21 protein-coding genes and 1 other annotated feature are annotated in these 20,429 nt (G+C 51.4%); of the genes, 12 read left to right on the top strand and 9 right to left on the bottom strand.

The window, feature by feature from the left end:
• Window positions 1–99 precede the first annotated feature (99 nt).
• Window positions 100–690, top strand: a complete 591-nt coding sequence (gene grpE, locus ACLJNW_RS11015) for a nucleotide exchange factor GrpE (protein WP_001518875.1) — start codon at window positions 100–102, stop codon at window positions 688–690.
• 34 nt (window positions 691–724) lie between these two features.
• On the opposite strand, the gene ACLJNW_RS11020 is transcribed toward grpE, so the two are convergent.
• The 3 genes from ACLJNW_RS11020 to ACLJNW_RS11030 all read right to left on the bottom strand — a co-directional run bounded on the left by ACLJNW_RS11020 (window position 725) and on the right by ACLJNW_RS11030 (window position 3,548).
• Window positions 725–1,330 carry a hypothetical protein gene (locus tag ACLJNW_RS11020; protein WP_024154431.1) on the bottom strand — a complete coding sequence of 202 codons (606 nt, stop codon included), beginning with the start codon at window positions 1,328–1,330 and terminating at the stop codon, window positions 725–727.
• A 120-nt stretch (window positions 1,331–1,450) separates the two neighbouring features.
• Complete coding sequence (locus ACLJNW_RS11025) at window positions 1,451–2,737, bottom strand: HlyC/CorC family transporter (protein ID WP_127172650.1); 1,287 nt, start codon at window positions 2,735–2,737, stop codon at window positions 1,451–1,453.
• A 19-nt stretch (window positions 2,738–2,756) separates the two neighbouring features.
• On the bottom strand, window positions 2,757–3,548 hold the full coding sequence (locus ACLJNW_RS11030) for an inner membrane protein YpjD (protein WP_001537507.1): 792 nt from the start codon (window positions 3,546–3,548) through the stop codon (window positions 2,757–2,759).
• Window positions 3,549–3,713: 165 nt separating this feature from the next.
• On the opposite strand from ACLJNW_RS11030, the gene ffh reads away from it, so the two are divergent.
• The 5 genes from ffh (at window position 3,714) to rplS (ending at window position 7,343) form a co-directional block, all read left to right on the top strand.
• A complete protein-coding gene (gene ffh / locus ACLJNW_RS11035) occupies window positions 3,714–5,075 on the top strand; it encodes a signal recognition particle protein (RefSeq protein ID WP_000460052.1) in 1,362 nt (453 codons plus the stop codon).
• A 252-nt stretch (window positions 5,076–5,327) separates the two neighbouring features.
• Window positions 5,328–5,576: a 30S ribosomal protein S16 gene (gene rpsP, locus ACLJNW_RS11040; RefSeq protein WP_000256453.1), complete on the top strand. Its 249-nt coding sequence runs from the start codon at window positions 5,328–5,330 to the stop codon at window positions 5,574–5,576.
• An 18-nt stretch (window positions 5,577–5,594) separates the two neighbouring features.
• A complete protein-coding gene (gene rimM, locus ACLJNW_RS11045; protein WP_000043266.1) occupies window positions 5,595–6,143 on the top strand; it encodes a ribosome maturation factor RimM in 549 nt (182 codons plus the stop codon).
• A gap of 44 nt (window positions 6,144–6,187) precedes the next feature.
• A complete protein-coding gene (trmD, locus tag ACLJNW_RS11050; protein WP_000469813.1) occupies window positions 6,188–6,955 on the top strand; it encodes a tRNA (guanosine(37)-N1)-methyltransferase TrmD in 768 nt (255 codons plus the stop codon).
• A gap of 40 nt (window positions 6,956–6,995) precedes the next feature.
• Window positions 6,996–7,343: a 50S ribosomal protein L19 gene (gene rplS / locus ACLJNW_RS11055; RefSeq protein ID WP_000065257.1), complete on the top strand. Its 348-nt coding sequence runs from the start codon at window positions 6,996–6,998 to the stop codon at window positions 7,341–7,343.
• A 156-nt stretch (window positions 7,344–7,499) separates the two neighbouring features.
• On the opposite strand, the gene dgcN is transcribed toward rplS, so the two are convergent.
• Entirely contained in the window at window positions 7,500–8,720 is a 1,221-nt protein-coding gene (gene dgcN, locus ACLJNW_RS11060; RefSeq protein WP_001030985.1) for a diguanylate cyclase DgcN, read from the bottom strand.
• Window positions 8,713–9,231: a YfiR family protein gene (locus ACLJNW_RS11065; RefSeq protein WP_001212379.1), complete on the bottom strand. Its 519-nt coding sequence runs from the start codon at window positions 9,229–9,231 to the stop codon at window positions 8,713–8,715. Before ACLJNW_RS11065 ends, dgcN begins: the two co-directional genes overlap by 8 nt.
• Window positions 9,232–9,670: 439 nt before the next feature.
• Here ACLJNW_RS11065 and aroF point away from each other — a divergent pair, with 439 nt between their 5' ends.
• Genes aroF through ACLJNW_RS11080 form a run of 3 tightly spaced genes read left to right on the top strand, consistent with a single transcriptional unit; the run spans window position 9,671 to window position 12,838 of the window.
• Complete coding sequence (aroF, locus tag ACLJNW_RS11070) at window positions 9,671–10,741, top strand: 3-deoxy-7-phosphoheptulonate synthase AroF (protein WP_001168062.1); 1,071 nt, start codon at window positions 9,671–9,673, stop codon at window positions 10,739–10,741.
• A gap of 9 nt (window positions 10,742–10,750) precedes the next feature.
• Window positions 10,751–11,872, top strand: a complete 1,122-nt coding sequence (gene tyrA, locus ACLJNW_RS11075; protein ID WP_000225191.1) for a bifunctional chorismate mutase/prephenate dehydrogenase — start codon at window positions 10,751–10,753, stop codon at window positions 11,870–11,872.
• A 57-nt stretch (window positions 11,873–11,929) separates the two neighbouring features.
• The gene (locus ACLJNW_RS11080) at window positions 11,930–12,838 is read left to right on the top strand and encodes an SMP-30/gluconolactonase/LRE family protein (protein WP_000210990.1); all 909 of its coding nucleotides are present in this window, start codon (window positions 11,930–11,932) and stop codon (window positions 12,836–12,838) included.
• Here ACLJNW_RS11080 and pheA read toward each other — a convergent pair.
• The 4 genes from pheA to bamD all read right to left on the bottom strand — a co-directional run bounded on the left by pheA (window position 12,799) and on the right by bamD (window position 15,557).
• Window positions 12,799–13,959 (bottom strand): bifunctional chorismate mutase/prephenate dehydratase, encoded by a 1,161-nt coding sequence (gene pheA, locus ACLJNW_RS11085; protein WP_000200077.1) that lies wholly within the window; start codon window positions 13,957–13,959, stop codon window positions 12,799–12,801. The two genes, ACLJNW_RS11080 and pheA, sit on opposite strands and share 40 nt — an antisense overlap.
• A 22-nt stretch (window positions 13,960–13,981) precedes the next feature.
• Window positions 13,982–14,107 (bottom strand) — a sequence feature (Phe leader region).
• Window positions 14,059–14,106: a pheA operon leader peptide PheL gene (gene pheL, locus ACLJNW_RS11090; RefSeq protein WP_010989056.1), complete on the bottom strand. Its 48-nt coding sequence runs from the start codon at window positions 14,104–14,106 to the stop codon at window positions 14,059–14,061. (Overlaps the previous feature by 48 nt.)
• A 102-nt stretch (window positions 14,108–14,209) precedes the next feature.
• Window positions 14,210–14,548, bottom strand: a complete 339-nt coding sequence (gene raiA, locus ACLJNW_RS11095; RefSeq protein WP_000178449.1) for a ribosome-associated translation inhibitor RaiA — start codon at window positions 14,546–14,548, stop codon at window positions 14,210–14,212.
• A gap of 271 nt (window positions 14,549–14,819) precedes the next feature.
• The gene (gene bamD, locus ACLJNW_RS11100; RefSeq protein WP_000197660.1) at window positions 14,820–15,557 is read right to left on the bottom strand and encodes an outer membrane protein assembly factor BamD; all 738 of its coding nucleotides are present in this window, start codon (window positions 15,555–15,557) and stop codon (window positions 14,820–14,822) included.
• Window positions 15,558–15,688: 131 nt separating this feature from the next.
• Here bamD and rluD point away from each other — a divergent pair, with 131 nt between their 5' ends.
• The 3 genes from rluD (at window position 15,689) to clpB (ending at window position 20,100) form a co-directional block, all read left to right on the top strand.
• On the top strand, window positions 15,689–16,669 hold the full coding sequence (rluD, locus tag ACLJNW_RS11105; protein ID WP_000079130.1) for a 23S rRNA pseudouridine(1911/1915/1917) synthase RluD: 981 nt from the start codon (window positions 15,689–15,691) through the stop codon (window positions 16,667–16,669).
• Window positions 16,666–17,397 (top strand): purine nucleoside phosphorylase YfiH, encoded by a 732-nt coding sequence (gene yfiH / locus ACLJNW_RS11110; protein WP_000992639.1) that lies wholly within the window; start codon window positions 16,666–16,668, stop codon window positions 17,395–17,397. The genes rluD and yfiH overlap by 4 nt, the downstream gene beginning before the upstream one ends.
• Window positions 17,398–17,526: 129 nt before the next feature.
• Complete coding sequence (clpB, locus tag ACLJNW_RS11115) at window positions 17,527–20,100, top strand: ATP-dependent chaperone ClpB (protein ID WP_001235092.1); 2,574 nt, start codon at window positions 17,527–17,529, stop codon at window positions 20,098–20,100.
• The last annotated feature ends 329 nt before the right edge of the window (window positions 20,101–20,429 follow it).

Genomic DNA, 20,429 nt, shown 5'->3' on the forward strand with positions numbered 1-20,429 from the left:
ATTGATGACAATGTGAGTACTTCCCTTGAAACCCTGAATCTGATCCCCATAATAAGCGAAGTTAGCGAGATGAATGCGAAAAAAAACGCGGAGAAATTCATGAGTAGTAAAGAACAGAAAACGCCTGAGGGGCAAGCCCCGGAAGAAATTATCATGGATCAGCACGAAGAGGTTGAGGCAGTTGAACCAAACGATTCTGCTGAGCAGGTGGATCCGCGCGATGAAAAAATTGCGAATCTGGAAGTTCAGCTTGCAGAAGCCCAGACTCGCGAACGCGACACTGTGTTGCGCATCAAAGCGGAAATGGAAAACCTGCGCCGTCGTACTGAACAGGATATCGAAAAAGCGCATAAATTCGCTCTCGAGAAGTTCGTCAACGAATTGCTGCCGGTCATCGATAGCCTGGATCGCGCGCTGGAAGTCGCAGACAAAGCCAATCCGGATATGGCGGCAATGGTCGAAGGGATTGAGCTGACGCTGAAGTCTATGCTGGATGTGGTGCGTAAGTTCGGCGTGGAAGTGATTGCTGAGACCAACGTGCCGCTGGACCCGAACGTGCATCAGGCGATTGCGATGGTGGAGTCGGAAGAGGTTCCGGCAGGCAATGTGCTGGGTATTATGCAGAAAGGCTATACGCTGAACGGTCGTACCATTCGCGCGGCGATGGTGACTGTAGCGAAGGCGAAGTAAAAGTCTGATGGCCGATGTAAAGTCGGCCATTTTTTTAGCTTAAAAAATCCTGCACTTCCAGCCACGGCGTGTTGAAGTCCTCTATTTTTTTATATTCGCTCATTGGCAGAACGACCACATTATAGGTGTCAGATCCTTCATTCAGATCAAAAATCTGGAAGCCCCTCTTATTGAGTTCGGTCTGGATGCGTTCAAAGATCTCGTCAAGGTAACGGTCCCCGGCTTCACAGACATCGGAGATTTCATCCTCTTGGGTTATTTCGACAAGAAGATTTCTTAATTCCTCAGAATCCGTCAGGTTTTTTGTGAGTTCATAAAAGCGATCTGCGGCAAAATTAGCCAGTTCGCCTTCTTCATCTTCACCTTTCCAGTCAACGAGGTGAATAAATCCTTCGCCGCGTAGAATTTGTAAAAATGCCTGTGCCAGCTCGTTATTTCCGAGATCGCCACCGCTACAATCCAGGACGTCCTGCAACCCATATTCGTCTTCATCTTCGTCTTCAAAGATTTCAGGTTGCGTCGAAAGTTGAGAGAAAATAGTGGGCCATAAGGTTGGGTTGTGCGATAAAAAAACGTTGGCGACGACGTTGAGGTCGTCTGCAAAATTCTTATCCCATTCAATTACATAATCTTCTGACATAACATCAATATCCTTTCTGAATGCCTGAAAAGACATTATTGCATTGTTAAGTAAATGGCTGGAATTGATGGAATCTTAAAAGACGGCGATAAAAAAGGCGAACCGGAGTTCGCCATTGGGTTACTCCGCCACACTCTCGCGCAGCGGTTTTACCGGTACAACCTTTACCTGCTTAATCATATTTTCCTGTACATCGAGAATATCGATATCGTACTGCTCAATGCGCACGCGCGTGCCAGCAACCGGAATTTCCTCCAGCGCCTCCAGAATCACCCCGTTGACGGTGCGCGCGTCATCTTCCGGCAGGTGCCAGTTAAACGCTTTATTGATTTCCCGGACGTTGGCGGTACCGTCAATAATGACCGAACCGTCGTTTTGCGGCGTGACCTCTTCCGCCAGTGTCGGCGACATCGATGTGGTGAAGTCGCCGACGATCTCCTCGAGAATATCTTCAACGGTGACCAGCCCCTGGATATCGCCATACTCATTGACGACCAGTCCGACTTTCTTTTTATTGCGCTGAAATTTAATCAGTTGCGTACTGAGCGGCGTACCTTCCGGGACGTAATAGATTTCATCGGCGGCGCGCAGCATCATCTCTTTGGTGAACTCTTTTTTCTCGGCCATTAACCGCCAGGCTTCACGCACGCGCAGCATACTGATGGCGTCATCCAGCGAATCGCGATAGAGCACAATGCGTCCGTGCGGCGAGTGGGTGAGCTGCCGCTCGATAGACTTCCAGTCGTCATTGATATCGATCCCGATAATTTCATTACGCGGCACCATGATGTCATCCACGCTGACCTTTTCCAGGTCGAGAACCGACAGCAGCATATCCTGATTGCGGCGAGAGATTTGCGAACGGGATTCATGCACGATAGTGCGTAATTCCTCTTTGCTTAACGACCCGCTAACCACGATGTCCGTTTTAATTCCCATCAGACGCATCAGCAGGCGGGTGATGGTGTTAAGTAACCACACCAGCGGCATCATCAGTATCTGTAACGGCGCCAGCAGGAAGCTGCTGGGATAGGCCACTTTTTCCGGATAGAGCGCGGCGATAGTTTTGGGCAGGACTTCAGCAAAAACTAACACGACAAACGTCAGTACCCCGGTGGCGATAGCCACGCCGGCGTCGCCGTAAAGCCGCATACCCACAATCGTGCCGAGCGCCGAGGCAAGAATGTTGACCAGGTTATTGCCGATCAGCACCAGGCTTATCAGTCGGTCGGGTTTACGCAGTAATTTTTCTACCCGTTTTGCCGAGCGATTACCTTGCTTCGCCATATGGCGTAAACGGTAACGGTTTAGCGTCATCATTCCAGTTTCGGAACCGGAAAAATAGGCCGAGATGACCACCATGATGATTAATATGATAATCAGCGTGGTGGTGGAGATGTGTTCCAGGGGAAACTCCTTTAAAAGCTTAGCTTACAAATTGCTGTAATATGCGGCTACCAAAATAGGCCAGCGTCAGAATACCCGCGCCTGCGACGTTAAACCACACGACCCGACGACCCCGCCAGCCTTCATGGTAATGCCCCCACAGCAGAACGATATAGACAAACCATGCCACGATAGAGAGCACGGCTTTATCAATATTTTCAGTACTGAACAGGTTATGCATGTAAAACAGGCCGGTACACAGAGTAAGGGTCAGCAGTACGACGCCAATCTGCGTGATATGAAACATTTTGCGCTCAATGCTCATCAATGGCGGCATTTCATTACTAAACGCCAGCTTTTTGTTCTTCAACTGATAGTCGATCCACGCCAGTTGTAGCGCATACAGCGCGGCGATTATCAGCGTCGCGTAAGAGAAAAGCGACAGACCGATGTGCACCATCATGCCAGGGGTCGCTTCCAGATGCGTAATATATTCATTAGGCATAAACGTGGCGAAGGCCAGGTTAATCAGCGCAAAAGCATAGACAATGGGTAGAAGTAGCCAGCCGCGATTACGCGACGCGACAATGGTCATCACCGTGCAGATCATCAGGCTGACCAGCGAACCGACATTCAGCAGGCTCAGGTTTTGTCCACTGTCGCCGCCGGGCAGAATACGCGATTCCAGCGCGACAGCATGGCACACCAGCGCGATGACCGCAGAAAGAATAGCCATACGCCGCCAGCCGCTGTTTTTTTGCAACAGTCCGGGAACGATCAGCGCGAGGCTGAAGGAGTAGGCGACAAGGGCAAGTAAAGCAAAAACGGGCATAGTTGTGTCGACAGTTGACCAGTGAGAAAGAGAAGCAGTATAGCGTTACGTGACCGCAGCTCCAACCGTTGCATAACAACAAAGACGGCTTCATGGTATACTGTGGCGAAATTCTGTAACTGTGTCGCTGCGGCGACCAACCGTTTCCACCCCAGGCGAGAGACAATGTTTGATAATTTAACCGATCGTTTGTCGCGCACGCTGCGCAATATCAGTGGCCGTGGGCGCCTTACTGAAGACAACGTTAAAGAGACGCTGCGCGAAGTGCGCATGGCGCTGCTGGAGGCTGACGTTGCGCTGCCGGTAGTGCGTGAGTTCATCAATCGCGTAAAAGAGAAAGCGGTTGGTCATGAAGTTAACAAGAGCCTGACCCCAGGGCAGGAGTTCGTCAAGATTGTCCGTAGCGAACTGGTTGCGGCGATGGGCGAAGAGAACCAGACGCTGAATTTAGCTGCGCAGCCGCCAGCCGTAGTATTGATGGCGGGTCTGCAGGGGGCGGGTAAAACCACCAGCGTCGGTAAGTTGGGTAAATTCTTGCGCGAGAAGCACAAGAAGAAAGTGCTGGTCGTCTCTGCCGACGTCTATCGCCCGGCGGCGATCAAACAGCTCGAAACGCTGGCTGAGCAGGTTGGCGTGGATTTCTTCCCGTCTGATGTCGGCCAGAAACCGGTTGATATCGTCAACGCCGCGTTGAAAGAAGCGAAGCTCAAATTCTACGACGTGCTGCTGGTGGATACCGCCGGTCGTCTGCACGTTGACGAAGCGATGATGGACGAAATCAAACAGGTCCACGCTTCTATCAAGCCAGTGGAAACGCTGTTTGTCGTCGATGCGATGACCGGTCAGGATGCGGCGAATACCGCAAAAGCCTTTAACGAAGCGCTGCCGTTAACCGGCGTGGTGCTGACCAAAGTTGATGGTGATGCGCGTGGCGGTGCGGCGCTCTCTATTCGTCATATCACCGGCAAGCCGATTAAATTCCTCGGTGTCGGCGAGAAAACCGACGCGCTGGAGCCGTTCCACCCGGATCGTATCGCCTCGCGTATTCTCGGCATGGGCGACGTACTGTCTCTTATCGAAGATATCGAAAGCAAAGTTGACCGCGCACAGGCTGAAAAGCTGGCGACCAAACTGAAGAAAGGCGACGGTTTCGACCTGAACGACTTCCTGGAACAGCTCAAACAGATGAAAAACATGGGCGGTATGGCCAGTCTGATGGGCAAATTACCGGGCATGGGGCAGATTCCGGACAACGTTAAATCGCAGATGGATGACAAGGTGCTGGTGCGTATGGAGGCGATCATCAATTCGATGACGCTGAAAGAACGCGCGAAGCCGGAAATCATCAAAGGTTCCCGCAAGCGTCGTATCGCGCAGGGCTGTGGGATGCAGGTGCAGGACGTTAACCGCCTTCTGAAACAGTTCGACGACATGCAGCGCATGATGAAGAAGATGAAGAAGGGCGGGATGGCGAAGATGATGCGGAGTATGAAGGGGATGATGCCGCCAGGCTTCCCGGGTCGCTAATTTCCCGGCCTGGCTCACTTGCTATTTCGGCACCGGGGTGTGCTCGCCATCCTCACGTACTGCGTGTACGCTGCGGTGGCTGCGCGCACGCCGGTACCGAACTCGCTGCGCCGCCGACGGCCTTCTACAGCAGAGTTATTAACTGTTGATTGCAATTCTCCCAGAAATCAGTAAAATTTTCGGGCTTTTAATATGACGCCGGGCTCCGTTCCTCGATGGGGCCCGGTTGTTTTATTCACACAAGAGGATGTTATGGTAACTATTCGTTTAGCTCGTCACGGCGCTAAAAAGCGTCCGTTCTACCAGGTTGTTGTCACCGACAGCCGTAATGCACGCAACGGTCGCTTCATTGAGCGCGTTGGTTTCTTCAACCCAATCGCTAGCGAAAAAGAAGAAGGCACCCGCCTGGATCTGGATCGCATCGCTCACTGGGTTGGCCAGGGCGCAACCATTTCCGATCGCGTTGCGGCGCTGATCAAAGAAGTAAAAAAAGCAGCTTAATCTGTCACGGTGGTCATGATGAGCAAGCAACTCGCCGCACAAGTACCCGCTGAACCGGTTGTACTGGGGAAAATGGGTTCTTCATACGGTATCCGTGGTTGGCTCAGAGTGTTTTCCTCCACTGAAGACGCCGAAAGCATTTTTGACTATCAGCCCTGGTTTATCCAGAAGGCGGGTCAGTGGCAGCAGGTACAGCTGGAAAGCTGGAAGCACCACAATCAGGATCTGATCATCAAGCTGAAAGGCGTTGACGATCGAGATGCCGCGAATCTTCTGACAAATTGCGAAATTGTCGTGGATTCCTCGCAACTTCCTGCGCTTGAGGAGGGAGACTACTACTGGAAAGACCTGATGGGCTGCCAGGTAGTCACCGCTGAAGGCTACGATCTCGGTAAAGTTATCGACATGATGGAAACCGGGTCGAATGACGTTCTCGTCATTAAGGCGAACCTGAAAGATGCATTTGGTATCAAGGAACGACTAGTACCGTTCCTCGATGGGCAGGTTATCAAGAAAGTCGATCTCGCTACTCGTACTATCGAAGTAGACTGGGATCCTGGTTTTTAAACCACCGAATAAACGGTAATAAATGGCGTTATGGGGATTGGCTTGTGTTTATTGGCATCGTTAGCCTGTTTCCTGAAATGTTCCGCGCAATTACCGATTACGGGGTAACTGGCCGGGCAGTAAAAAATGGCCTGCTGAACATCCAGAGCTGGAGTCCTCGCGACTTCACGCATGACCGGCACCGTACCGTGGACGATCGTCCTTACGGCGGCGGACCAGGGATGTTAATGATGGTGCAACCCTTGCGGGACGCCATTCACGCAGCAAAAGCCGCGGCAGGTGAAGGCGCTAAAGTGATTTATCTGTCGCCTCAGGGACGCAAGCTTGATCAAGCGGGCGTTAGCGAGCTGGCCACGAATCAGAAGCTTATTCTGGTGTGTGGTCGCTACGAAGGCGTAGATGAGCGCGTAATTCAGACCGAAATTGACGAAGAATGGTCAATTGGCGATTACGTTCTCAGCGGTGGCGAACTACCGGCAATGACGCTGATTGACTCCGTCGCCCGGTTTATACCGGGGGTTCTGGGGCATGAGGCATCAGCAATCGAAGATTCGTTTGCTGATGGGTTGCTGGATTGTCCGCACTATACGCGCCCTGAAGTGTTAGAGGGGATGGAAGTACCGCCAGTATTGCTGTCGGGAAACCATGCCGAGATACGTCGCTGGCGTTTGAAACAGTCGCTGGGCCGAACCTGGCTTAGAAGACCTGAACTTCTGGAAAACCTGGCTCTGACTGAAGAGCAAGCAAGGTTGCTGGCGGAGTTCAAAACAGAACACGCACAACAGCAGCATAAACATGATGGGATGGCATAGGCCCCCGAATATCAGTTTACCCAGGATAAGAGATTAAATTATGAGCAACATTATTAAGCAACTTGAACAAGAGCAGATGAAGCAGAACGTACCTTCCTTCCGTCCGGGCGATACCGTGGAAGTGAAAGTATGGGTTGTTGAAGGTACCAAGAAACGTCTGCAGGCATTCGAGGGCGTGGTTATCGCTATTCGTAACCGCGGTCTGCACTCTGCATTCACTGTTCGTAAAATTTCCAACGGCGAAGGCGTTGAGCGTGTCTTCCAGACTCACTCTCCGGTAGTTGACAGCATTGCTGTTAAACGTCGTGGTGCTGTTCGTAAAGCTAAACTGTACTACCTGCGTGAGCGTACTGGTAAAGCGGCTCGTATCAAAGAGCGTCTTAACTAAGAACGCGCTTTCGCAACATCCGAAAGCTTGTAGAAAAGAAGGGGCTGGCATTACGCTGGCCCCTTTTTTATGGGGTTGCTCCACGCCATAGACGGTTGCATGATTAGTCTGGGTCAGTGGTCTCAACGCTGAGTCAGAAACGGCCAGGCCCGTTCCTTAGTTTAGCGAGCGTTCCGCACGCCGGTGTTTAGCCTGATACATATTTCGATCGGCCAGTTCTTGTAGTTTTTCGGCAGTGGCATGTTCCCATGTCAGCGCAAAGCCAATACTCAGGGTCATCGTTATTCGCTGGCCGTTATGCAGTTCAAAAGGTCGATTAAACGCCTGGGATAGCGCTGCGCAAATACGTTGTACTTCATATTCCGAATGTACATCGTAAAGCACCATCGCAAATTCATCGCCGCCGAGTCGGTAAGTCTGATAACGGCTACCACCGAATTCCGCTAATCTTTTGGCAACCTCTATAAGTACGCGGTCGCCTGCCGCATGTCCCCAGGTATCATTAATATATTTAAAGTTATCGCCATCCAGAAATAACAATGCCGAACTGCTACGAGCGGAATTGTCCTTCATCAGCGCGTTAATACAGCTGCGAAATGCCGCGCGATTGGCAAGCCCCGTCAGCGGATCGTGCAGCGCGGTACGTAGTAACTGAGCATTTTTAGCCTGAAGCCGTAGCTGCCATTCTTCCATCTCATCCAGAAGGCTATTGAAATCCTGCGCAAACAGGTGAAATTCCGCAATACGCTCATCAGGTACCCGGCGTGAAAAATTTCGGTTAGTGCGAACGTCGTGTACAACTTCAGTAATATTTTGCAGCGCATCCACAACGCCATTGTGTAAATAACGTGTGAGCAGCAGGGCAATGCCGGATGCCAGCAGAATACATCCTGTCAGTACTGCCAGCGATAGCCAGATAAAATGACCAATAAGGCTGTCGCGGGCGACAAGCCGTACTTCGCCGATGGCCCTGCCGTTGTGCCAGACGGGTTGTGATACCGGCAATGGAAAAAGCCAGTGGCTAATTAAGCCGATGAGCTTATCGTCTGCGGCTCGCGCATCATAGCGCCATGAGGCGATAGTTCGGCCATTTTTATCGCGGACCTCCGCCGCTGAAAATTGTCCCTGGCGTCCCAGTGTGGCGAGCGTTTCCGCTGCGGCCGCGTTATCGGAAAATACCAGTGCCGCTTCAAGGCTATGGGCCATTGTGGCGGCGGTCAAATCGAGATTTTTTTGCGCATACTGTTTGAGCGTAAGGACAGACGCAACGCAAATTAATAGCCAGATCAATGTCATTGTAAGCAGCACGCTGATTATACTAATCCGCCGTAGTGTGCGTTTAAATGTTGGTCTGGACAGAGAAAATTCCTTATTCATGCTTTTGATTCCGTGCAAGCATTAATACTTCTGGATTCACTCTCACCCCGCTATGCGAGAGGGAGTCCAGGTTGACGGAAAATTTGACTTCATCATTGTTAATGATCAGACAAAATGCGCTGCCAATAATACATTCGGTATTTTGCTCGGCAATTAATAACAAGGCATTAACTGGATAATGACGCGTTAACTCCACCTGATAAGCTGGCGATTCATTGCCAAAGTAAAAACCATCACAGCGGGCGCTCAGGGCTTCTTGTGTGGTACGGATGACAAGCGGTTGATAAGGGAAAGCCCAGTCAGCCTCTTCGCTAAGTACCCTGACAAAACGCGCAGATGAAAATATGCATAGCCTTGGCGGCCCGGATAACGCCGGCCAGTGTGTATAACTGACGATACCGGAGACGATGGCGCGTACGGATTTCTCTTCTTCCGTGACGCGTTGAGCATACAGAGGCAAGCTTGCTAATAATAGCGATAACAGAAGGATAAATCGGTGAGAAAAACGCATTAACAAGTCCCCACCATCTTCAGTCGTAAAGCATTAAAATACATCCGTGATTGTTTGTAGCAAAATAACATTATTTTGCCATATCGTCATTATGTCTTATTGATAATATGAATAATTTAAGTGGCGTCCCTGATATTAAATTCTTGTGATAATGGTATTAATCAACCTATATCAGAAAGTAAAAATATGTGTGCGGAGAAAAAATAATCAAAAAATAGCGAGCATCGCTCATTTTACCGCTTTTCTGAGGCTGGGAATAAAATAATTCACTTGTTGTGTAAAGTTTTTGATACGAAATGGAGTGGTTTAATCGACGATTGCGCATGGTGTAAAGTTTATTTTACGTAATATGGATTGAAATCTTTACTTTTTGTGGTATGGTTTAAACATCCTCGTGGAGGATCAACTATCGCAAACAAGAAAAGACAGGATCGCCATCATGCAAAAAGACGCGCTGAATAACGTACGTATCACCGATGAACAGGTATTAATGACGCCGGAGCAGCTTAAAGCGGCCTTTCCCTTGAGCCTGGCGCAGGAAGCGCAGATAGCGCAGTCCCGGGGAATCATTTCTGACATTATTGCCGGGCGCGATCCGCGTCTGTTGGTGGTATGCGGTCCTTGTTCTATTCACGATCCTGAAACCGCTCTGGAATATGCCCGTCGATTTAAAGCCCTTGCCGCAGAGGTCAGCGATAGCCTCTATCTGGTAATGCGCGTCTATTTTGAAAAGCCGCGGACTACCGTCGGCTGGAAAGGGCTGATTAACGATCCTCACATGGATGGCTCATTTGATGTGGAAGCCGGGTTGAAAATAGCGCGTCAGCTACTGGTGGAACTGGTGAATATGGGGTTGCCATTGGCGACCGAAGCGTTGGATCCGAACAGCCCGCAATACCTGGGCGATCTGTTTAGCTGGTCGGCGATAGGCGCGCGCACAACCGAATCGCAAACCCACCGCGAAATGGCGTCTGGTCTTTCTATGCCGGTCGGCTTTAAAAACGGCACGGATGGCAGCCTGGCGACAGCGATTAACGCCATGCGCGCCGCTGCGCAACCCCATCGCTTTGTTGGCATTAACCAGGCCGGTCAGGTTGCGTTATTGCAAACCCAGGGAAATCCGCATGGCCATGTGATTCTGCGTGGCGGCAAAGCGCCAAACTATAGCCCGGCAGATGTCGCTCAGTGTGAAAAAGAGATGGAACAGGCGGGACTACGTCCTTCGCTGATGGTAGATTGCAGTCATGGTAACTCCAATAAAGATTATCGCCGCCAGCCAGCCGTTGCCGAATCTGTGGTTGCGCAGATTAAAGATGGCAATCGTTCAATCATTGGCTTAATGATTGAAAGTAATATTCATGAGGGGAATCAGTCTTCTGAACAGCCGCGCAGCGAAATGAAGTATGGCGTTTCCGTCACCGATGCTTGTATTAGCTGGGAGATGACCGATGCCCTGTTACGTGAAATTCATAAAGATTTGAGCGGCCAGCTGGCGGTGCGCGTCGCATAAGAGGTTGTTATGGTTGCTGAATTGACCGCGTTACGCGATCAAATAGATGATGTCGATAAAGCGTTGTTGAATTTACTGGCTAAGCGCCTGGAACTGGTTGCCAAAGTCGGCGAGGTGAAAAGCCGTTTTGGCCTGCCTATTTACGTGCCGGAGCGTGAGGCCTCTATGCTGGCTTCACGACGGGCGGAAGCAGAAGCGATCGGTGTCCCGCCCGATCTCATTGAAGATGTCCTGCGCCGGGTAATGCGTGAATCTTACTCCAGCGAAAATGATAAGGGGTTCAAAACGCTTTGTCCTTCTCTGCGTCCGGTCGTCATTGTGGGCGGCGGCGGACAGATGGGGCGTCTGTTTGAAAAAATGCTCACGCTGTCGGGCTATCAGGTCCGTATTCTGGAACAACAGGACTGGCCGCGCGCCAGGGACATTGTCGCCGATGCCGGAATGGTGATCGTCAGCGTGCCGATTCATGTTACTGAACAGGTCATAGCGCAACTGCCGCCCCTGCCGTCCGACTGTATTCTGGTCGATCTGGCATCGGTGAAAAGCGGTCCGTTGCAGGCAATGTTGGCGGCCCATGATGGCCCCGTGTTGGGCTTGCATCCGATGTTTGGTCCGGACAGCGGGAGCCTGGCGAAGCAGGTAGTGGTCTGGTGTGATGGGCGTCAACCGGAAGCGTATCAGTGGTTCCTTGAGCAAATCCAGGTGTGGGGCGCGCGGTTGCACCGAATTAGCGCTGTCGAGCACGATCAGAACATGGCTTTTATCCAGGCGCTGCGCCACTTTGCTACCTTCGCTTATGGGCTGCATCTGGCGGAAGAGAACGTCCAGCTTGAGCAGCTTCTGGCGCTATCATCGCCGATTTATCGACTGGAGCTGGCGATGGTCGGGCGTCTGTTCGCCCAGGACCCGCAGCTGTATGCGGACATTATTATGTCGTCGGAGCGCAATCTGGCGCTTATCAAGCGTTACTATAAACGTTTTGGCGATGCGATCGGGTTACTGGAACAGGGTGATAAGCAGGCTTTTATCGACAGTTTTCGCAAAGTTGAACACTGGTTTGGCGATTATGCCAGACGCTTCCAGAATGAAAGCCGTGTGTTATTGCGTCAGGCGAATGACAGCCGACCATAATGATGACATCTATACTAAAAGCCAGCTTTGCTGGCTTTTTTCGTTTAAGGAACCGTTATGACTACGCCGCACGTTTTATTTGATTATGTCGGACATTTACCAGAATGCCCCACATGGAGCGAGGATGAAAGCGCGCTGTATTGGACCGATATCCTGGAACAGGAGATCCATCGTTACCATCCGGCGAGCGGGACGCATAGCGTGCTGGCGTTTCCGGAAGAGGTGGGCTGTTTTGCCTTGCGTGAGCAGGGCGGATTTATTGTGGCCATGCGTCATGCTATCTGGCTGGCCGATAAAAATGGATTATTGCAGCGTAAGGTTTGCGACAATCCCTCTAATACGAAACTGGCGCGTTTCAACGATGGCGGCACTGATGGCGATGGACGTTTTTATGCCGGAACGTTCTGGGCGCCAGGTGACTATAATGGCGCGTTGCTGATGCGGATCGATCATGACCTGACGGCAAAAGTGATCCAGTGCGATATCCAGGGACACAACGGCCTGGCGTTCAGCCCGGATAACCAGTGGATGTATACCTCCGATACGCCGAATGGCGTGATATACCGCACGTTACTTGATAAGCATGGCGATCCGGGCAAGCGTGAACTTTTTCGCCATTTTGGCGAAGGAGAAGGACTTCCCGACGGCGCGGCGATGGATAGCGAAGGGTGCTACTGGAGCGCGATGTTTGACGGCTGGCGCGTGGCGCGTTTCTCACCGCAAGGAGAGCAGCTGGAAGAGTACCGGTTGCCGGTACGTTGTCCGACGATGGTTTGCTTTGGCGGCGCAGATATGAAAACGCTGTTTATTACAACTACCAGAGAAAATATGTCTGCTCAGGAAGTGGCGGATTATCCGCTCTCCGGCGCCATCTTCACCCTGCAGGTAGCCGTCGCAGGGATGAAGAAAAGCCGTTTTATTGAACGTCAGGCAGGTTCTACCGGCACGACGTTTTCGCTGGGATAGCAGCCAAGCACTTTCATTGAGCGCGTGATCTCGCCCAGCTCTTTTAGCGCGCTTTGCATTACCTGCGACTCCAGGTTCGCCTGAATATCGAGATAAAACATCTCTTCCCACGGATTGCCGTGAATGGGGCGCGACTCCAGTTTCGTCATGATGAGATTGTGGTTACGCAGCACCAGCAGCGCTTCGACCAGCGCGCCAGCTTGCTGCCCGGTGGCGATTAACAGAGTGGTTTTTGCCGGAACCTGATCGGAAACGTTGATGGCTTTGCGCGCCAGTACCAGAAAGCGGGTGATATTCTGCGTCTGGTTTGCGGCAATGCGTTCCAGCACCTGTAAACCGTGCAACATGCCGCCTGCCTCGCTGCCGAGCGCCGCGACGCGCGGAGAGTTTGCCTGCGCGACTTTTTCCATCGCTGCCGACGTACTCTCGGTATAGTCGATTTTCCAGTGCGGATAGCGGCTCAAAAATTTACTGCACTGCTGAAACGGCTGCGGATGGCTGTACACCGTTTCGATGGTATTCAGATCTGTAGCGCCGGAAACCAGCACGCAGTGATCGATAGTGACAGTCATCTCACCGACAATCGACAGACTGGTGTGTTGCAATAAGTCGTACACATCGTTGATAGCGCCGGAGCTGGTGTTCTCTATCGGAACCACGGCGTAATCGGCCTGGCCGGTTTCGACCTGATGAAAAATATCGGCGAATTTTGCGCAGCCGCTCTCAATAAATTGCTCAAAATGGCGTGCAGCATACTGGCGCGCCGCGAGATGAGAATAGGAGCCTTTCGGCCCAAGAAACGCAATACGTGCCGAATGAGGGTGAGTATTATTCAGATGTTGTTGCAGCAGCGCCTGCTGAGTAAGCACGGAGTCTTCAATGATAAGCTGGAACAGACGGGTAATGTAGTGTGCGTCGAGATGGTGGGCTTTACCGAGATGGATGAGTCTGTCCAGCAGCGCGCGTTCACGATCGATATCCCGAACCGGACGATGCGACAGTAGTTTTGCTTGTCCCACTTCAATCGCCAGCGCGCGTCGTTTTGCCAGTAAGGCCAGTAACTCTTCGTCTAAAGCGCTGATTTTATCTCGCAGCGCCAGTAATGGGTTTTCCGATGTCATAGTGTTGCCTTTTTTGTTATCAATAAAAAAGGCCTCCCGGTGGGGGAGGCCTTCTTGTTCGTCTTCGCATTCTTTATCACATGACGAAACGCCTCCCGGTCAGGGGAAGATAAAAAAGAATGCGAAGAAAAACCGGGTTAGCTTCATAACTGTTTCCTTTGTGTACGTAAGTACAGTACCCGTACTGTTTTAATCCTGTCAACAAAAAACGCGCCCGAAGGCGCGTTGGCGATACACTCAATGTAAGGGACTACTCTTCTTCTGCTTCGACGAAGCTGGCATCTTTCACCGATGCGGTGGCACGACGGGCTTCGCCTTTATGCTGCACTTTATTGAGCTGCCGTTCCAGCTTGTTGATCAATTCATTAATAGCGGTGTACATATCTTCGTGTTTTGCGCTGGCGACCAGATGTCCGTTCGGTGTATTAATGGTGGCGTCAGCAATAAAGCCCTGTGGCTCTTTAGACAGAATGATATGAGGATTAATCAGGTGAGTTTGCCATTTTTCCAGTTTGGCGAGACGGTCTGCGACATGTTGGCGGATTGCCGGAGTAATTTCCATTTGTTTACTGGTAATGTTCATTGTCATAAATTTTACCTCTTGTCTTTCCCGTCTTGGTGATTCCAGCATACCGTTCTTAATGTCAAAATGTGTGATGTAAATCACATTATTTTGTCACTTTTTGTCAAGGCGAACTTTTTGTGAGGCATCGCAGGAAGAAGCGATCTTTTACTTGAGGAATGGCTGAAAGCAGGCCATATTTGACTGGATGCGTTGCAGTGAAATCATTTCTGTTGCATCAGATATCGAATAAAAAAACGGCAGCCGGAAGGCTGCCGTTTTGCTTGTTGGTATTGCTTCAGGTGTTTTTGCTGTTAGCGGCAATAATTTTCGCGACTTTGTCAGCCTGCGCATTCAGCTGCATCTGACGATAGGCGTTTTCCATCAGCGGCAACGCATCGCGCGTGGCCTGCGTATCAGGATAATTGCGTAGCATACCTTCTACCCGGTTTACGACCGCAACCCATGCGCCGCGCGCGGTATAGTACTCTGCGACGGAATATTCATATTTCGCCAGACGGTCTTTCAGGAATACCAGACGCTTAGTGGCGTCGGTGGTGTACTGGCTATTAGGATAGCTGCGTACCAGTTTCGAAAAGTCATTGAACGCCGCCCGCGCATGTTGCGGATCGCGATCGCTGCGATCGACGCCAAAGAAACCTTGCAGCGCGCTATCATCCAGCGCCATGTTCGTCAGGCCGCGCATGTACATGACATAGTCAATATTAGGGTGCGTTGGATTAAGACGCATAAAACGATCGATGGCGGCCTGCGCTAGCGGCAAATCGGCGTTTTTGTAATAGGCGTAGATAAGATCCAACTGCACCTGCTGAGAATACGGTCCGAATGGATAACGATTATCTAACGCTTCCAATTGCGTTATTGCCTGTTTCCAGTTACCGTCCTGCAGCTTTTGCTGAGCAGTCGCGTAGATTTCATTCGGCGGATTATCGGGCACCTCTTCCTTTGAACCCGAGCAACCCGCCAGAAACAGGCTCAACGTGGCTGCTGCCACCAGATATTTCATGCGCGTCATGACGTTTTGACTTTCCTCAAAATGTTTTACGGGAGATTCTCTGTTCCTGCTCCCGGTTAAGACCAGCTACAATAGCACACTATATTAAACGGCAAAGCCGTAAAACCCAACGTTAAACGAAGAAGCTGTATATGGCACAACGAGTACAACTCACCGCAACGGTCTCCGAAAACCAACTCGGTCAACGCTTAGATCAGGCTTTGGCCGAAATGTTCCCGGATTATTCACGTTCGCGTATAAAAGAATGGATTTTGAATCAGCGCGTGTTGGTCAATGGTCAACTTTGCGATAAGCCAAAAGAAAAAGTGTTAGGCGGCGAGCGGGTGGCTATTGATGCGGAGATCGACGAAGAGATTCGTTTTGAAGCGCAGGATATCCCGTTAGATATTGTTTATGAAGATGACGATATTCTGGTTATCAACAAACCACGCGATCTGGTGGTACATCCTGGCGCGGGTAACCCGGACGGTACGGTACTGAACGCGTTGCTACATTATTATCCGCCGATTGCGGATGTCCCGCGCGCGGGCATTGTGCATCGTCTGGATAAGGACACGACGGGGCTGATGGTGGTGGCCAAAACCGTTCCGGCGCAAACGCGCCTGGTGGAGTCTTTGCAGCTGCGCGAGATCACCCGCGAATATGAAGCGGTCGCGATCGGACATATGACGGCGGGAGGAACGGTGAATGAACCCATCAGTCGTCACCCGACCAAACGTACCCATATGTCGGTGCATCCCATGGGCAAACCGGCGGTGACCCACTACCGCATTATGGAACATTTCCGTGTGCACACGCGTCTTAGGTTGCGTCTGGAGACCGGGCGTACGCACCAGATCCGCGTGCATATGGCGCATATTACGCACCCGTTAGTGGGCGATCAGGTCTACGGTGGTCGTCCACGTCCACCGAAAGGCGCATCGGAAGAATTTATTTCCACGCTGCGTAAGTTTGACCGCCAGGCGCTGCATGCAACAATGCTGCGTCTCTACCATCCTGTATCGGGTATCGAAATGGAGTGGCACGCGCCGATTCCACAAGATATGGTGGACCTTATCGATGCGATGCGCGCCGATTTTGAAGATCATAAAGATGATGTGGACTGGTTATGAATGCACTGATTGTCCCGCAGTGGCCGCTGCCGAAAGGCGTCGCAGCCTGTAGTTCTACCCGTATTGGCGGGGTGAGTTTACCGCCTTACGACTCGCTGAATCTGGGCGCGCATTGCGGCGATAACCCGGAGCATGTTGAAGAGAACCGCAAGCGTCTGTTTGCGGCGGGCAATCTGCCTTCGAAACCTGTCTGGCTTGAACAGGTTCACGGTAAAAATGTGTTGAGGCTTACCGGAGAACCTTATGCCTCCAAACGTGCGGATGCGTCTTACAGCAATACGCCAGGAACCGTCTGCGCGGTAATGACGGCAGACTGCCTGCCTGTGCTATTCTGTAACCGTGAGGGAACAGAAGTGGCGGCGGCTCATGCGGGCTGGCGCGGATTATGTGAAGGCGTACTGGAGGAAACTGTCACCTGCTTTGCTGACAAACCAGAAAATATCATCGCCTGGTTAGGTCCGGCGATCGGCCCGACCGCGTTTGAAGTGGGGCCGGAAGTGCGTGACGCATTTTTAGCAAAAGATGCGCAAGCCGATAGCGCATTTTTGCCGCACGGGGAAAAATTTCTGGCGGATATTTATCAGCTTGCACGCCAACGTCTGGCGAATACCGGCGTTGAACATGTCTATGGCGGGGATCGCTGCACCTTTAGCGAAAGTGAGACTTTCTTCTCTTATCGTCGCGACAAGACGACAGGTCGTATGGCAAGTTTTATTTGGCTGATATAACCTAAAGAATCAAGACGATCCGGTACGGGTAACTTTCTTTTCACATAATTCAGGTCATTCACCTTGAATAATTGAGGGATGACCTCATTTAATCTCCAGTAGCAATTTTGACCTGTTATGGGAGGAGTTATGCGTCTGGATCGTCTTACTAACAAATTCCAGCTTGCTCTTGCCGATGCCCAGTCGCTCGCGCTGGGGCACGACAACCAATTCATCGAACCTCTTCATTTAATGAGCGCCTTGCTGAACCAGGAAGGGGGATCGATACGTCCTTTATTAACCTCCGCCGGCATTAATGCTGGCCAGTTGCGCACCGCTATCGATCAGGCGCTGAGCCGTTTACCGCAGGTGGAAGGCACCGGCGGCGACGTACAGCCTTCTTCGGAACTGGTACGCGTACTGAACCTTTGCGACAAGCTGGCGCAAAAACGGGGAGACAATTTTATTTCGTCAGAGCTGTTTGTTCTGGCGGCGCTTGAGTCTCGCGGCACGTTAACCGATCTGCTGAAATCAGCCGGTGCGACCACGGCCAATATCACTCAGGCAATTGAACAGATGCGCGGAGGTGAAAGCGTGAACGATCAAGGGGCTGAAGACCAACGTCAGGCCTTGAAAAAATATACCGTCGATCTGACCGAGCGGGCTGAACAAGGTAAGCTTGACCCGGTAATTGGTCGTGATGAAGAAATTCGCCGTACCATTCAGGTACTGCAACGTCGTACTAAAAATAACCCGGTGTTAATCGGTGAGCCAGGGGTCGGTAAAACGGCAATTGTTGAAGGACTGGCGCAGCGCATTATTAACGGTGAAGTCCCTGAAGGCTTAAAAGGTCGCCGCGTACTGGCGCTGGATATGGGCGCGCTGGTGGCCGGGGCGAAATATCGCGGCGAATTTGAAGAGCGTCTGAAAGGCGTGCTGAACGATCTGGCGAAACAGGAAGGCAACGTCATCCTGTTTATTGACGAGCTGCACACGATGGTTGGCGCAGGTAAGGCCGATGGCGCCATGGACGCCGGGAATATGCTGAAACCGGCGCTGGCGCGTGGTGAACTGCACTGTGTGGGCGCCACCACGCTGGATGAATACCGTCAGTACATTGAAAAAGACGCGGCGCTGGAACGTCGTTTTCAAAAAGTGTTTGTCGCAGAACCTTCAGTGGAAGACACCATTGCTATTCTGCGTGGCCTGAAAGAACGTTACGAGCTGCACCACCATGTGCAGATTACTGACCCGGCGATTGTGGCGGCGGCAACATTATCTCACCGCTATATCGCCGACCGTCAGTTGCCGGATAAAGCTATCGACCTGATCGATGAAGCGGCATCCAGCATTCGTATGCAGATTGACTCTAAGCCGGAGGAGCTGGACAGGCTCGACCGCCGTATTATTCAGCTCAAACTGGAACAGCAGGCGTTGATGAAAGAGTCTGACGAGGCGAGTAAAAAACGTCTCGATATGCTCAACGAAGAACTGGACGACAAAGAGCGCCAGTATTCTGAGCTGGAAGAAGAGTGGAAAGCGGAAAAAGCGTCGCTCTCTGGTACGCAAACTATTAAAGCGGAGCTGGAGCAGGCGAAGATTGCCATCGAGCAGGCGCGCCGCGTTGGCGACCTGGCGCGAATGTCTGAATTGCAGTACGGCAAAATTCCGGAGCTGGAAAAACAGTTGGAAGCCGCGACCCAGTCGGAAGGTAAAACCATGCGTCTGTTACGTAACAAAGTAACGGATGCGGAAATTGCCGAAGTGCTGGCGCGCTGGACCGGTATTCCGGTTGCCAGAATGCTGGAAGGCGAACGTGAAAAACTGTTGCGTATGGAACAAGAGTTACACAGCCGTGTGATCGGGCAGAATGAAGCCGTTGAAGCAGTATCGAACGCCATACGTCGTAGCCGCGCGGGGCTGTCCGATCCGAACCGTCCGATTGGTTCCTTCCTGTTCCTTGGGCCGACGGGGGTCGGTAAAACCGAACTGTGTAAAGCGCTGGCTAACTTTATGTTCGACAGCGACGACGCGATGGTGCGTATCGATATGTCCGAGTTTATGGAGAAACACTCCGTGTCTCGTTTGGTCGGGGCGCCTCCGGGATATGTCGGCTATGAAGAAGGCGGTTATTTGACGGAAGCGGTACGCCGTCGTCCTTATTCCGTCATCTTGTTGGATGAAGTAGAAAAAGCGCATCCGGATGTATTCAACATTCTGTTGCAGGTGCTGGACGACGGTCGGCTGACTGACGGGCAGGGGAGAACGGTCGACTTCCGTAATACGGTGGTCATTATGACTTCTAACCTCGGTTCCGATCTCATTCAGGAGCGCTTTGGCGAACTGGATTACGGTCGAATGAAAGAGATGGTGCTGGGTGTGGTTAGCCAAAACTTCCGTCCGGAATTTATCAACCGTATTGATGAAGTTGTGGTATTCCATCCGTTAGGTGAACAACACATCGCTTCTATTGCTCAGATCCAGCTGCAGCGTCTGTACAAACGTCTGGAAGAACGTGGTTATGAAATCCATATCTCCGACGAGGCGCTGAAACTGTTGAGCGCCAACGGTTACGATCCGGTCTACGGGGCGCGTCCGTTAAAACGTGCTATTCAACAGCAGATCGAAAACCCACTGGCGCAGCAAATCCTGTCTGGTGAACTGGTTCCTGGCAAAGTGATTCGCCTTGAAGCCAATGATGATCGTATTGTGGCAGTGCAGTAAGTCACAAATTTGAATAAAACGGGCCCTGACGGGCTCGTTTTTGTTTAAAAACCAGGCGAAAATAGGCTTTTGGTTCAAATGTTGTTTGAAAAGTGAACGGTTGAGCTTTTTTTTGCATTTAGGTCTTGTCAGGCTCTAATAACTCCCTATAATGCGCCACCACTGACACGGAACAACGGCATACAGGCCGCCGGGTCAGAAAGGCTTCGTTAAGAAGTCTGTGAGGAAAGCGAAAATAAAGGCTTGACTCAAAAAGAGGAAAGCGTAATATACGCCACCTCGCGACGGTGAGCTGAAAGCCGCGTCGCACCTGCTCTTTAACAATTTAT

This window comes from Salmonella sp. SAL4457, assembly GCF_046548235.1.
Classification (GTDB): domain Bacteria; phylum Pseudomonadota; class Gammaproteobacteria; order Enterobacterales; family Enterobacteriaceae; genus Salmonella; species Salmonella enterica.